Source organism: Streptomyces sp. NPDC059524, assembly GCF_042749255.1.
Lineage (GTDB): Bacteria > Actinomycetota > Actinomycetes > Streptomycetales > Streptomycetaceae > Streptomyces > Streptomyces xanthii.
Window position 1 is genome coordinate 1 of record NZ_JBHYTK010000186.1, and the last position, 13,807, is coordinate 13,807.

11 protein-coding genes are annotated in these 13,807 nt (G+C 70.9%); 2 read left to right on the plus strand and 9 right to left on the minus strand.

The features are described from left to right. Positions 1-132 precede the first annotated feature (132 nt). Positions 133-675, minus strand: coding sequence for an acyl-CoA thioesterase (locus ACFW9D_RS33920; protein ID WP_188338538.1), 543 nt, complete (start codon positions 673-675; stop codon positions 133-135). A gap of 107 nt (positions 676-782) precedes the next feature. On the opposite strand from ACFW9D_RS33920, the gene ACFW9D_RS33925 reads away from it, so the two are divergent. Continuing rightward, a complete protein-coding gene (locus tag ACFW9D_RS33925; RefSeq protein ID WP_188338537.1) occupies positions 783-2,063 on the plus strand; it encodes an LCP family protein in 1,281 nt (426 codons plus the stop codon). Between the two features lie 6 nt (positions 2,064-2,069). On the opposite strand, the gene ACFW9D_RS33930 is transcribed toward ACFW9D_RS33925, so the two are convergent. From ACFW9D_RS33930 to ACFW9D_RS33965, 8 genes are all read right to left on the minus strand, one after another. Continuing rightward, on the minus strand, positions 2,070-2,429 hold the full coding sequence (locus tag ACFW9D_RS33930; protein ID WP_384628470.1) for a hypothetical protein: 360 nt from the start codon (positions 2,427-2,429) through the stop codon (positions 2,070-2,072). Next, positions 2,426-3,190: a hypothetical protein gene (locus tag ACFW9D_RS33935; protein WP_384628473.1), complete on the minus strand. Its 765-nt coding sequence runs from the start codon at positions 3,188-3,190 to the stop codon at positions 2,426-2,428. Before ACFW9D_RS33935 ends, ACFW9D_RS33930 begins: the two co-directional genes overlap by 4 nt. A 7-nt stretch (positions 3,191-3,197) precedes the next feature. Further along, positions 3,198-8,000: a putative T7SS-secreted protein gene (locus ACFW9D_RS33940; RefSeq protein WP_384628476.1), complete on the minus strand. Its 4,803-nt coding sequence runs from the start codon at positions 7,998-8,000 to the stop codon at positions 3,198-3,200. A gap of 2 nt (positions 8,001-8,002) precedes the next feature. Continuing rightward, complete coding sequence (locus ACFW9D_RS33945; RefSeq protein WP_188338533.1) at positions 8,003-8,650, minus strand: hypothetical protein; 648 nt, start codon at positions 8,648-8,650, stop codon at positions 8,003-8,005. Beyond that, on the minus strand, positions 8,640-9,062 hold the full coding sequence (locus ACFW9D_RS33950; RefSeq protein ID WP_384628479.1) for a hypothetical protein: 423 nt from the start codon (positions 9,060-9,062) through the stop codon (positions 8,640-8,642). The genes ACFW9D_RS33945 and ACFW9D_RS33950 overlap by 11 nt, the downstream gene beginning before the upstream one ends. A gap of 125 nt (positions 9,063-9,187) precedes the next feature. Further along, positions 9,188-10,135, minus strand: a complete 948-nt coding sequence (locus ACFW9D_RS33955) for a tyrosine-type recombinase/integrase (RefSeq protein WP_384628482.1) — start codon at positions 10,133-10,135, stop codon at positions 9,188-9,190. A 43-nt stretch (positions 10,136-10,178) separates the two neighbouring features. Then, a complete protein-coding gene (locus ACFW9D_RS33960) occupies positions 10,179-10,769 on the minus strand; it encodes a hypothetical protein (RefSeq protein WP_384628484.1) in 591 nt (196 codons plus the stop codon). 173 nt (positions 10,770-10,942) lie between these two features. Next, positions 10,943-12,100 carry an acyl-CoA dehydrogenase family protein gene (locus ACFW9D_RS33965; RefSeq protein ID WP_188338531.1) on the minus strand — a complete coding sequence of 386 codons (1,158 nt, stop codon included), beginning with the start codon at positions 12,098-12,100 and terminating at the stop codon, positions 10,943-10,945. A 225-nt stretch (positions 12,101-12,325) separates the two neighbouring features. Here ACFW9D_RS33965 and ACFW9D_RS33970 point away from each other — a divergent pair, with 225 nt between their 5' ends. Beyond that, entirely contained in the window at positions 12,326-13,651 is a 1,326-nt protein-coding gene (locus ACFW9D_RS33970) for a UDP-glucose dehydrogenase family protein (RefSeq protein WP_384628487.1), read from the plus strand. Positions 13,652-13,807: the final 156 nt, after the last annotated feature.

The following is a 13,807-nucleotide window of genomic DNA, read 5'->3' on the forward strand; positions in this document are numbered from 1 at the left end:
CCCCTATGGAGATCGCGCACGAAGTGCGCATCTCCAGGGGCGCGGGGCTGTGACATCAGCGGCTGCGCCGCGGGGCGCGAGAAGCCCCACCGGCCCGCGCCCAGCGACGAAAGCCTCGCAGCTACGGCGGGATCAGTCCTCTTCCGGGGCGGACTTCGCGCGCAGCTCCTTGATGGCGCGGCGCCGGGCCAGGCGGTGCTGGCGCCGGATCTGGGCCTCCTGGTAGCGACGCCGGTCACGGTCCGTCTCCGGCTCCACGGGCGGCACGGCCCGCGGCTTGCCGTCGGCGTCCACCGCGGCGAACACCAGGTACGCCGAGCCCACCTGCTGCGGCGGCGTCGACTCGTTCCACCGCTCCGCGAGGACCCGCACGCCGACCTCCATCGAGGTCCGCCCGGTCCAGTTCACCTGCGCCTTCACATGCACGAGGTCCCCGACCCGGACCGGCTCCAGGAACGCCATCTCGTCCATGGACGCGGTGACGGCGGGCCCGCCGGAGTGCCGTCCGGCCACGGCACCCGCCGCGTCGTCCACGAGTTTCATGATCACGCCGCCGTGCACCGTACCGAGGAGGTTGGTGTCGTTGTGCGTCATGATGTGCGACAACGTCGTGCGGGAAGCGGAAGTCGGCTTGCCCGGAATTTCGGATTCCGTGCCGTGGGCCTGGTCTGTCATGGCACCCACCATATGCGGGGCCCGTTTGTGTCAGCTCTGCAACAGCCCCGGTCCGATTTACCCACCGCCCTGTAAGGCACGTACCCCCGCACGGCACACTGGGCCGTATGAATGACTGGCCCGACGGGTGGAGCGACAGGCAGGGCGGCGGCCCGCGCGGCGGCTACGGCCGAGGCAGCGCCAGCGCACGCCCCGAGGGCGTGCGCTCGATGCGCCAGGTGCAGCGACCGGTGCCCCCGCAGCAGCCCCCGTCCGCGTACGACGACGGCTACGGCGACCGGTACCGCGACGAGCCGTCCTACGACAGCGGCTACAACACGGGCCAGGTCTACGGCCAGCAGAGCCGCGCCCCGCGCGGAGGCGGCGGCGGTGACGACTACGGGCCGCCCACCGGCCGCCCGGCCCGCCCCGCCAACTGGGGCAAGCGCATCAAGTGGGGCGTCATCACGGTCGTCGCCGTCGTCGGCGTCACCAGCATCGCCACGTACTTCTGGGCCGACTCCAAGCTGCACCGGGACGTCGACCTGTCCAAGGTCATCAACCGCCCCGAGGCCGGCGACGGCACGAACTACCTGATCGTCGGCACCGACAGCCGCGAAGGCATGACCGACGAGCAGAAGAAGAAGCTGCACACCGGCTCCGCCGAGGGCAAGCGCACGGACACGATGATGATCCTGCACGTGGGTGACAACGGCGACACCCTCGTCTCCCTCCCGCGCGACTCGAACGTGACGATCCCGTCCTTCAAGGGCGCCGAGTCCGGCAAGCTCTACCCGGGCACCGGCCGCCAGGTGAAGCTGAACGCCGCCTACGCGGAGGACGGCCCCGAGCTCCTCGTCCGCACCGTCGAGTCCAACACCGGCCTGCACATCGACCACTACGCGGAGATCGGCTTCGCCGGCTTCGCGAACATCGTGGACGCGGTCGGCGGCGTCGAGATGGACCTCAAGGACGGCTTCAAGGACAAGTGGTCCGGGGCGAACTTCGAGAAGGGCAAGCAGACCCTCAACGGCCAGCAGGCCCTCGCCTTCGTCCGCACCCGCCACGCCTTCGCCGCCTCCGACCTCCAGCGCACCAAGAACCAGCAGGCCTTCCTCGCCGCCCTGGCCCACAAGGTGGCGTCCCCGTCGACGGTCATGAACCCGTTCAAGCTCTACCCCACGATGGGCGCGGGCCTGGACTCCCTGGTCGTCGACAAGGACATGAGCCTGTGGGACCTGGGCTCGATGTTCATGGCGATGAAGTCGGTCTCCGGCGGCGACGGCAAGTCCATGAACATGCCGGTCAACGGCTCGGTCGGCGGCAACCTCCTGTGGGACAAGGCCAAGGTCAAGCAGCTCGTCGAGCAGTTCAACAACGACGAGAAGGTCACGGTCACCAGCGACTGACCGGGGTCACCCGTCCCCGTGATCCTCGACGTACCGGGCGATGAGCTCGCGCAGGGCCGCGGCCCTGCGCGAGTCCTCCCGCCAGCCGCGCAGCTCCTCGTCCACGGCCCTGAGCCGGGCCACCGCGCCCGGCTCGCCGTCCACCAGGTCGTCGGCCACGGGCTCCGTGAGCAGGTCCAGGCAGTCGCTCAACAGACGCCGGGTCGCGGTCGCGGGCGGCTCCGGGTCGGGGTCGCGGTACAGGCTGGTCAGATCCGCGTACGGCACGACCCGTACCCGGAAGTCCCGGAAATCGAAGCGTGGGGCGATGCGCAGTGGATCGCCCGTCACTGTGGCGGTCCAGTCGTCGTCGAGAACGATCCTCACGCGTCGCCGCCGCCGTAGTCCTCCACGTACTGGGCGATGAGCTCGCGCAGGGCCGCGGCCCGGTTCGGGTCCTCCCGCTGGGTGCGCAGCGCCTCGTCGGCCGCCCGGAGGCGGGCCACGGCGGCGGGGTCGCCGTCCACGAGATCGTCGACGACCGGCTCGGTCATCAGGTCCAGGCACTCGCTGAGCATCCGTCGGGTGGCCGGCGCGGGCGGCTCCGGGTCGGGGGCGCGGTACGGCGTGGTCAGATGCCGCGCCGGGTCCGTGACGGTCCAGCCCACAACGGCGCCGCGCTGCACGAGCAGCGCCACGTCGGGGGCGATGCCGATCCGCGCGTCCAGCGGCGCGTCGAGGACGTCGAGGCCGCGGAGGCAGACCAGCACGCCGTCACCGGGGGTCCGGCAGAGCACCGAGCACATCTCGTGCCGGAAGCCCTCGGCCTCCGCCGCGAGCAGCCCGCCCGGCCGCACCTCGGGCAGCTCGGGCACACGGTCGGAGACCTCGGAGTAGGCGGTGCTGTACGGCAGTTGCAGCTCGACACCGACGAGCTTCCGGCTCTCCGGGTCGAACCGGAGAGTGTCGGGCGCGTCCCACAGCACGGGCCCGCTTCCGAAGGTGCCCGCGAGGAACCGCTGCTGTTCCTTCGCGTCCGCGTACCCCGGAACTTCCACGGAATCGCCCGTGAAGCGGGGAGTGGCGGACAGCGGATCGCCCGTCACCTCCGCCTGCCAAGCGCCGTCGAACGACAGTTTCGCGGTCATGCGCGCCTCATCTGATCTGCACTCCAGGGGCCAGGTTGCCGAACTTGCCGGGAATTCTGCCCTCGACGATGTCCTCGTGAGTCACCGGCTTGCCCGGGTCGGACGGGCTGCCGCCGAGTGCCTTCGCCCCGGTCTCGCCCTTGATCCCCGACTCCCCGTACGCCGTGATGGCCTGCCCCTGCTTGGAGCCGGGGCCGTAGACCACGGCGATGTCGTTGTCCTTGCGGTAGATGAAGTTCCCCGCCTGGCCCTGTGACTGATACACGGCATCCGGGTTTTTGAGGATCTCCAGGACCTTTTCGTCGGTGAAACCGTGCCCCGAGTCCCCGTGGTAGTCGGCGTGCTTCTTGAACTCGCCGTTCTTCGCCCGCTCGGCGACCTCGTCCAAGACCTTGTCGACCCGCTTCTGGGCCTTCTCCTCCTTCGTGTACTTGGGCATCAGCCCCAGCGGGTCGCACCCCGCGTGCGGGTTGCCCACGTACGCGACCGGGTTCGGGGCCGGGGCGAGGCCCAGGGGGTCCGGGGAGGTGTAGCGGCCGGTCTCGGGGTCGTAGTGGCGGAAGTAGTTGTAGTGCAGGCCCGTCTCGGGGTCGAAGTACTGGCCGGGAAAGCGCAGCGGGGTGTACGCGCCGCTGTCGCGGGCCCACGCCGTGGTGCCCCACAGGGTGGAGCGGGACCGCCAGGCGATGTCGCCCGACTCGTCGACGAGTTCGGTGGGCGTGCCGACGAGGTCCGTCGCGATGGCGAAGAAGCGGCGGTCGATCTCCTCCTGGCCGCCGCCGGCGTCGAGGATGCGCTCGGTCTGGGTGAGGGGGACGACGTCCCGGTGGTCCCAGGTGAGGGCGACCGTGGTCGGGCTGTCCGGCCGGTGGCTGGTCTGTTCGCACAGGGTGAGGCCGTCCCAGGTGAACCGGGTCTCCTCCACCACGCTCTCCCCCTCGGGCGCCAGCCGCTGCTTCGCGGTGCGCCGGCCCAGCGGGTCGTACCGGTAGCGCCAGCGCGTCCCGTCGGGAGTGGTGACGGAGGTCAGGCGGTTCTCCGTGTCCCAGGTGTAGCGCCAGGTGTCGGGCTTGCGGGACAGACGGGTCTTCTGGCGGAGCGTGACCCGGCCGAGCGCGTCGTGCTCGAACCGCACCCCGCCGGCCCGGGTGATCGTGGTGCCGGAGTAGGCCCGCTCCCCCGTCGCCTCGGCGCCCGGGTGCCGGGACGGCCAGGACGCCGAGGACTGGTTGCCCGCCGCGTCGTACGCGTACCGCTCCGTCCAGCCCTGGGCGTGCACGGCGGTGACCCGCCCGGCCCGATCGAGGTCGAAGGTGCGCTTGCCCGACAACCGGTCCGCCACCGCCACCAGGTGCCCGTCGGCACGGTACGCGTAGGCCCGGCTGTTGACGGCCCGCGCACCCGCGGTGACGTGCTGCTCGGCGAGGCGTCCGGCCTCGTCCCAGGCCGAGGTCACCGTGACCGCGCCGCCGAGGACGCGGGCCAGCTCCCGGCCCGCCGCGTCGTGCCGGAAGTCGACCTCGCGCCCGCCCGTCGTCAGCCGCTCGGGCCGGCCGCCCGCGTCGTAGGCGTACGAGGTGACATGGCCGGTCGGCGTGGTGCGGCGCCTGCGGCGGCCCAGGGCGTCGTAGGTGTACACCATGGGGCGGCCGTCGACGAGTTCCGTCTTGACCCGGCCCCGGCGGTCGTACTGGTACCGCAGGTCACTGTCCGGGCCGACCGCTTCCAGGAGGCGTCCCGCGCCGTCGTAGGCGTACGTCGTCACCTGCCCGTCGACGTCCTTGCGGATCACCTGGCCGAGCCGGTCGCGCTCGAAGGCGATCGTGCCGCCGAGCGCGTCCGTGCGTGCGGCGAGCCGGCCTGCCGCGTCGAGCCGGTAGGTGAGCGTGCGTCCGTCGAAGTCGCTCTCGGCGACGGTGTTGCCGGCCGCGTCGTAGGTGTAGTCCCAGGTCAGGCCCTGCGGATTGGTGACGCGGGTGAGGTGCAGCTCCGCGTCGTGCTCGAACTCGTAGCGCACCCCGTCGGGTCCGGTGCGGGCGAGCGGCAGGTCGAAGTGGGTGTACTCGAAGCGGGTGACGCCGCCCGCGGCGTCGGTGTGGGTCAGGCAGTTGCCCTCGCCGTCGTAGGTCCACGACTCGGTGGCGCCGTCGGGGCCCGTGCGGTGCGCGAGCTGCCCGTCGGCGTCCCAGACGAAGGTGGTCACGCCGCCCATCGGGTCGGTGATCCTGACGGGGCGGCCGAGCGCGTCGCGCTCGGTACGGGTGACATCGCCGGTCGGGCCGGTCACCTGCACGGGCAGCCCCGCCGCGTCGCACACCACCCGCGTGGTCGCGCCGAGCGCGTCGGTGACGGAGGTGAGGCGTCCGGCGTGGTCGTAGCCGTGGAGCGTGGTGGAGCCGGCCTGATCGGTGGTGGCCGTGCGGTTGCCGCGCTCGTCGTACGCGTGCACCGTCCGTGTACCGTCCGCCTGGACAACCTCCACCGGCAGCCCGAACAGGCCCCGTACGGTACGCAGTTCACTGCCGTCGGGCCGGGTGGCCGCGACGAGCCGGCCCTCCTCGTCGTACGTGAAGTGCGTGGTCAGGCCCAGCGGATCGGTGCGCGTACGCTGCCGGCCGCGCTCGTCGTACGAGTACCGGGTCGTGTGGCCCAGCGGATCGGTCAGCTCCACCAGCCGGCAGCCCGGACCGAACACGTGCCGGGTCGCGTGCCCCTCAGCGGTCGTGACCGTCGTGGTGGTGCGCCCCGACTCCGGATCCGGGTCCGTGTACGCGAGCGTGATCTGGACGTGCCCCGCCTCGCCGCCCTCGGAGACGACGCGGTCGCGATCGTCGTACACGTAGTCGTAGCGGCTGTTGTTGGAGTCGATCCACGCCGTGACACGGCGCCGCTCGTCGTACTCGAAGGCGGTGACAGCTCCGGACGGCTTGATGACCCTGGTGAGGTTCCCGTCCTCGTAGCCGTAGCCCATCAGCGGCAGGTCCGCGCCGCCCGCACCGGCGCCCGCGAGCGACAGGCCCGTCAGCAGGCCGTCGGTGAGGGACAGCTTCACGTGGTGGCCCGCCGAGTGGACCAGGGCCGAGGGCACTCCGTCCTCGGCGCGCTCGACGGTGACGAAGTGGCCGTTGCGCTCGGTCACGCAGGACAGCCAGGCCGGGCCGTCGCCGCCCGGTTCACCGCCCTGCGGGGCGTCGAAGCGGAAGACGAGACCGCTGTCGGGATCGGTCAGCGTGTAGTCGCCGTCGGCATCCCTCGTCAGCTCGGTACGGGCGGTGCCGGACACGGGCCGGGTGGCGATGCCGGGCACGGGGTGCGGGTACGCGACGAGGAGCCCCTCGGCGGTGACGTGCAGGACGCCGACCGCGTCGACCTCCAGGCGCTCGTCGACCGTGGACGTCCACGCGGGCCCCATGAACCGGCCCACGGCACAACCGGACTCCGTGCGGCGGGAGAAGACCAGGGGCAGGATGCCCGGCAGGGCCACGTCGGTCTGCGGCAGGTACATCTTTCCGGTGGCGAGGTCGACCGGGTCGCCGCCCTGGTCGCGGTCGCCGTCCGGGGTGTCGTGGCTGCCCTCCGGGTCCTCGTCGAGCGCCCTGCGCGCCTTGCCCGCGTCGGCCAGGTCGTCCGCGACCCGCCCGGCCTTCGCCGCGTCGGCCGCCTCCTTCGCGAGGCGCGCGCCCTTGGCCGCGGCGCCGCCACCGCCGGTGGCCACGGTCAGCGCGAGGTCGGGGATCAGCCGCCCGAAGCCCTCGGCGGGATCCTTCATGAAGTCGCTGACCATCTTCTTGCCCGTGCCCACCGGGTCGTTGGCGGCGACCACGATCCCCGCGGCCAGGCTGTTCAGATTGGTGACGTACTCGGCCGGGTGCGTGATGTTGTACGGGTCCGTGGGATTGAGCGCACGCGCGAAGTTCACGATGCCCGCGGCGCCCTTGATGATGCCGCCACCCACATGGTCGCCCATGATCTGCATCTCCTGGGCGCCGTCGCGCAGTTGCTCCCCGTAGTCGGGCTTCTCCGGGGCCAGGTCACGGGCGGCCTTGACCGCCGTGGACGCGGTCGCCGCGGCGGTGTTCCGCTGCTTGCGCGCCTCCGCCAGGATGTCCTGCGCCTCCTGCATCAGCTTCTTGCCGGGGTCCTCGAACGTCTCGCCGGGCCGGGGCGGCAGGGTCGACGGGTCGCGCTGGTCGGCGGGCTGCGCGTTGTACTTGTCGACCGCCTTGTTGAAGTCGTCGACCTTCTTGCGGTGCGCGTCGGCAGCGGCCTCCGACGCCTTGGTGCCCTCCTTCCACTTGTCGATCGCCGTCTGCGCCTGCGACTGCGCCCAGGTGACCGTCTCCGCGAAGCTCTCCACCGCGCCCGCGGCCTTCTCGCACGCGTCCGCCCCCGTGAACCACTTGGGCGGCTGCTTCGACACCGCCTTCTTCAGCGCCTCGGCCGCCTCACCCTTCAGCTCCGTGGACGAAAGACCCTTGATGCCGTCGCCGGTCGTGTCGAACGCCTTCTGGAATCCGCGCAGTTGTTTCGCCCGGTCGCGCAGGGTGCCCGGACTGCCGTAGACGAGCTTGGTCTTGTCCTCGGTCTGCCCGAGATCCATCTCGTCGACCTCGGCGCCCATCCGGTTGGCGACCGAGCGGGACTGCTCGCGGACCCAGTCCGCACCGGACTCCCAGCCGACGTCGTCGAGCCGGTCGGCGGTCCAGTTGCCCACGTCCTCGACCCGGTTGCCGGCCCACTCGACGCCGTCCTCGACCGCGTCCTCGACCACGTCCGGCGTGATGTCACTGACGATGTCGCCGATACCCACGGTCAGTTCCCCCCGGATTCGCTCTGCTGCTGGGCGCGTTCCTCGGGCGACGGGCCGAAGGTGTCGTCCAGTGCCTGGTTCCAGTCGTCGTCGGAGATGCCGAGCGCGTCCTTGAGCACCTCCGAACGCTGCCCGCCCTGCCCCTCGGTGAGAACGGCGCGGCCGGTGTCCTTCCAGGTCTGGCCCATCTCCTGCCCCGCCTTGTCCCACGACTCGGCGCTCCAGTCCGGGTCCAGGGCATCCGGCTTGAACACCTCGCCCCAGCCCTGCTTCGCGATGTCCTCCTCGCTGGCGTACGGGCTGCCGCCCATCACCGAGTTGACGCCCACCTTCAGGGCGCCCTCGACGTACTGGTCGTGCTCCCACTGGGTGCCCGCGGCCAGGCCGAGCCGGTTCGCCAGCTCACTGGCGTCGCGCACCAGGGCCCGCACGCCCCACTCCCAGCGCTCGCAGAAGTCCTCGAAGTCGACGGAGAGCCCGTGGTGCCCGGTCTCCATCCCCGTCATCGAAAGCTCCGAGAAGCCCTTGCCCATCACCGAGCCGGTGGCGCCGCCCAGTTCGCCGAGCTGATCGATGGTCGCGCCGACGCCCTTGGTGAACTTGGCGACGGCTTCCTTGCCGAAATGCAGATCGCCCGCTTCACCGCCCACGGCCGTCCCCTCCCCGCGGCACGCCGGCGTCGACCGCCGCGCTGTCCGGAACGATGCCGACTACCGGCGGGAAGAACATCGACCCGTCCTCGGTCGCCACGTCCACGGCGAGGCCGCCCGGCTCGCCCAGCGAGGGCACGACCTCGTCGACGATCCGCGCGCCCAGGAGCGCCGCGTACTCCATGGGCCGGTCACGGCCCATGCGCAGTTCCGCGAACCGGGCGAGCGCCTCCTCGTCCGTGAACCCGCACACCCAGCGCACCCCGCCGGAACGCACCGACCAGAGTCCGCCGCCGGACACCGGCACGAGCAGCACCGAGCGCCTCATCTCGCCGACCAGCGCACGCGGGTCGCCGACGCCTCTTCTCCGCTCCGCGATCCGCTCGGCCAGGACCGACCCCGACTGCTCCACGCCGCTTCCCCCTCGCGCGCGACCTCTGCTGTCCACGGACAAGGACGTGCGGGAGCCCGCGCGGGGTTCCGCACGTCCGCCGGTCGCCTGCCCCGAGTTCGCGGACGTGAACCTTTCCGGGGCGGCTACGCGACCGCGCTGCCCCGCTCGACCACACCCCGCGGGGAACCCAGCGCGCCATCAATGACCAGCCGCGCACGATCCGGCGCGTCCGGCAGCACGTCCGCGTAGTAACGCTCGGTAAAGGCCACCGATGTGTGACCGAGCCAGGCCGACAGCTCCGAGACCGGCACCCCCTGCCCCAGCAACGAGGCCGCGTAGAAGTGCCGCAGACTGTGCGGCTTGAAATAGTCGAGGCCCGCGCTCGCGAGGGTGGGCCGCCAGATCCGCCGGTACCAGTAGTACGGGTAAAGCAGTCCCGTCGCCGTCACGTTGGGGAAGAGGAGCTCCTCGTCACCCCACGTGCCGTAGTCCCTGAGATGCCGTCGCAGCGCCAGGGCGACCACCCCCGGGAGCGGTACATGCCGCCCCTTCTCCCCGTCCTCACGCCACTTGACGTGCCGCAGCCGCATGCTGCCGAACCTGCCTGAACCGGTGTCGCGGTCACAGGCCACCTGGCGGTCGACCATGAGAAGCCCCTGGGTGAACGAGATCCGGTCCCGTGCGACACCCATGGCTTCGCCGAGCCGCAGACCACAACCCGCCATCAGCCAGAACATTCCTCGGTACCGATCCGGCGCGGCAGTAATGGCGGCAAGCACCGTCTCCGTCGGAGGGATGTGGACATCCGCCCGCTGATCCCGGTGAGTCCTCGCCCGGCTGACCGGTAACGCCACCGATCGGCACGGATTGGTGGCCGCCAGCTCCTGACCGACAGCCCAGTCGAACACCGCCACGAGAACGTTGAACCGGAACCGGACGGTCGAGGGCTTGTAGCCCCGCACCTCGATCATCCATTCCACCCACCGTTCGATGCGGCGGGCGGTGATGTCCCGTACGGCATCGCCTTCGAAGAACGGCTGGACCGCTCTCGCCGAGATGGATCGGTACTGCTTGACGCTGCTGTTCTCCACACCCCTCGTCGTGGCCCACAGCTCGAAGACGCCTACCAGCGATTCACCGCTCGTCGGACCGGCGCCCGTCCCCTGCGTGCACGGAGTCCCCATGCCCGTCGTCCCCCTCCAGGTGCCGCCTGGCCTTTCCGGTCAGACGGTCTGCGGGTTTACCCGGCGGCCCGTCCAGGAAGCCCATCGCGCGCGCCCGCCGGATCCGCCCGCTGACCGTGTTCCGGCTCAGACCCCACGCCGACGCCAGCCGGGTGACCGGGCTGCGGTATCCCTGCTGCACCAGCTGCACGTACGCACGGGCCATCAGCGCGTACTCCTGCTCGGTCTCGACCCTGGAGAGCCTCGCAGCGGTGGTGGCCTCGCAAGTCGAGCGCCCCAGGCGTGCCCGCAGGTCCTTGGTCGTCCTGCGGATCTCCGCCAGGGAGATCGATCTCATGAGCTCCGCCGTGATGCCGTCCGTGCCGACCTCCGCACCGAGGTCGTCCGGGGGCTCGATGCAGAGGCTCGTCGGGCCGTCCCACGGTGCGTCGAGCCGGTTGACGACGGTCAGACGCCAGCCGTTCAACTCGGCTTCGTGGACGAGTCGTTCCCCGTCCAGGCTCCATCCCTCGGGCAGGTCCACACCTGATGCTGTGGTCATGGGTCGAACGTAGCGCGCTCCTGTGTTCCGCCGTGTGCCGAGAAGCCCTCGGCCACGCGGCGAACGTAGGACACGGAACATGGCAACATCCATGTCTCACGTATCCGTTAGCCGGAAAGAGTGAAGGGCGCCCGGTTTCCCGGACGCCCTTCGTCTGCCGTTCAAGCCTGCAACTACGGCAGGTTGCGCGCCATCACGATGCGCTGGACCTGGTTGGTGCCTTCGTATATTTGGGTGATCTTCGCGTCGCGCATCATGCGCTCGACCGGGTAGTCGCGGGTGTAGCCGTAGCCGCCGAGGAGCTGGACGGCGTCCGTGGTGACCTCCATCGCGATGTCCGAGGCGAAGCACTTGGCGGCGGCGCCCAGGTACGTGAGGTCGGCGTCGCCGCGCTCGGAGGCGGCGGCGGCCTGGTAGGTCAGGGCGCGGGCGGCGGAGATCTTCATCGCCATGTCCGCGAGCATGAACTGGATGCCCTGGAAGTCGGCGATCGGCTTGCCGAACTGCTTGCGCTCCTGGACGTAGCCCTTGGCGTAGTCGAGGGCGCCCTGGGCCACACCGAGGGCCTGGGCGGCGATGGTGATGCGGGTGTGGTCGAGGGTCTTCATCGCGGTGGCGAAGCCGGTGCCCTCGGCGCCGATCATGCGGTCCGCGGGGATGCGGACGTTGTCGAAGTAGACCTCGCGGGTCGGGGAGCCCTTGATGCCGAGCTTCTTCTCCGGGGCGCCGAAGGAGACGCCCTCGTCGGACTTCTCGACGACGAAGGCGGAGATGCCCTTCGAGCGCTTCTCGGGGTCGGTGACGGCCATGACCGTGTAGTACTCGGAGACGCCCGCGTTGGTGATCCAGCGCTTCACGCCGTTGAGGACGTAGGAGTCGCCGTCGCGGACCGCGCGGGTCTTCATGCCGGCGGCGTCCGAGCCCGCGTCCGGCTCGGAGAGGCAGTACGAGAACATCGCGTCGCCCTTGGCCAGCGGGCCCAGGTACTTCTTCTTCAGCTCTTCGGAGCCGGAGAGGATGACGGGGAGCGAGCCCAGCTTGTTCACGGCCGGGATCAGGGAGGAGGAGACGCAGACGCGGGCGACCTCCTCGATCACGATGACCGTGGCGAGCGCGTCGGCGCCGGCGCCGCCGTAGGCCTCCGGCACGTGGATCGCGGCGAGGTCCGACGCGACGAGGGCGTCGAGCGCCTCCTGGGGGAAGCGCGCGTCCTCGTCGACGGCGGCGGCGTGCGGGGCGATCTTCGCCTCGGCCAGCGCCCGGATCGTGTCGCGGAGCATGTCGTGCTCCTCGGACGGGCGGTACAGGTCGAAATCAGCCGATCCGGCCAAGGTCTCTCACTCCAAGCGACGCTAATTACCGTTAAGTAACCCAAATCTTAGGGCGCGGCCCGCACGACGGATACGTGAGCTACGCGACAGCCACAACTTGCCCCCTCGGGGAGCTCCGCATACCCCGACTATGCTCGGGCGCGCGTCGCGGCACCACCGCAGAGCAGAGAAGTAAGAGAAGTACTGGCAGCACCCTGGCACCGACACCCTCTGGAGCTCCTCGTCATGCCTTTGAAGATCACCGTGATCGGCACCGGATACCTCGGCGCCACGCACGCCGCGGCGATGGCCGAGCTCGGCTTCGAGGTGCTCGGACTCGATGTCGTCCCCGAGAAGATCGAGATGCTCACGCGGGGCGAGGTCCCGATGTACGAGCCCGGCCTCGAGGAGCTGCTGCGCAAGCACGTCGCGGGGATCGAGGGGTCCAGCGGGCGGCTGCGCTTCACGATGGACTTCGCGGAGGTCGCGGAGTTCGGCGACGTCCACTTCGTGTGTGTGAACACGCCGCAGAAGCACGGTGAGTACGCGTGCGACATGTCGTACGTCGACTCGGCCTTCGGCGCGCTGGCGCCGCATCTGAGGCCCGGCGCGCTCGTCGTCGGCAAGTCCACCGTGCCGGTCGGCTCCGCGGAGCGGCTGGCCCGGCTGCTGCCCGAGGGCGTCGAGCTGGCCTGGAACCCGGAGTTCCTGCGCGAGGGCTTCGCCGTGGACGACACCCTGCACCCGGACCGGATCGTGGTCGGCGTGCGCGGGGAGCGGGCCGAGAAGCTGCTGCGCGAGGTGTACGCGACGCCGGTCGCCGAGGGCACGCCGTTCGTGGTGACGGACTATCCGACGGCCGAGCTGGTGAAGACCTCGGCGAACTCGTTCCTGGCGACCAAGATCTCGTTCATCAACGCGATGGCCGAGGTGTGCGAGGCCGCGGGCGGTGACGTCGCGAAGCTCGCGGAGGCGATCGGCTACGACGACCGGATCGGGCACAAGTTCCTGCGGGCCGGGATCGGGTTCGGTGGCGGCTGTCTGCCGAAGGACATCCGGGCGTTCATGGCGCGGGCGGGCGAGCTGGGCGCCGACCAGGCGCTGACGTTCCTGCGCGAGATCGACTCCGTGAACATGCGGCGGCGCGGGGCGATGGTCGAGATGGCGCGGGAGGCGCTGGGGGGCGGGGCGTTCCTCGGCAAGCGGGTGGCCGTGCTCGGCGCCGCTTTCAAGCCGGACTCGGACGACGTGCGGGACTCGCCGGCGCTGAACGTCGCCGGGCAGATTCATCTCCAGGGCGGTCAGGTGACCGTGTACGACCCGAAGGGGATGGAGAACGCGCGGCGGCTCTTCCCGACGCTGGGGTACGCGGACTCCGCGCTGGAGGCGGTGCGGGGGGCGGATGTCGTGCTGCACCTGACCGAGTGGCGGGAGTTCCGGGAGCTGGATCCTGCGGAGCTGGGCGCTGTCGCTGCCGAGCGGGTGATTCTGGACGGGCGGAACGCGCTGGATCCCGTGGTGTGGCGGGAAGCCGGGTGGACGTACCGGGCGATGGGACGTCCGTCTGCTTAGTCGCTCCGCTCGGTCGCCGGACCGGCTTCGCGCCGCGGCTTCACCGGTTCGTCGCCGGGTGCGGCCCGGTGGGGCTTCTCGCGCAGTTCCCCGCGCCCCCGGGCTCTGGCCCCCGGCCCGGCCCGGGCCCCCCCCCCCCGCAGGGCCACCCGCTCT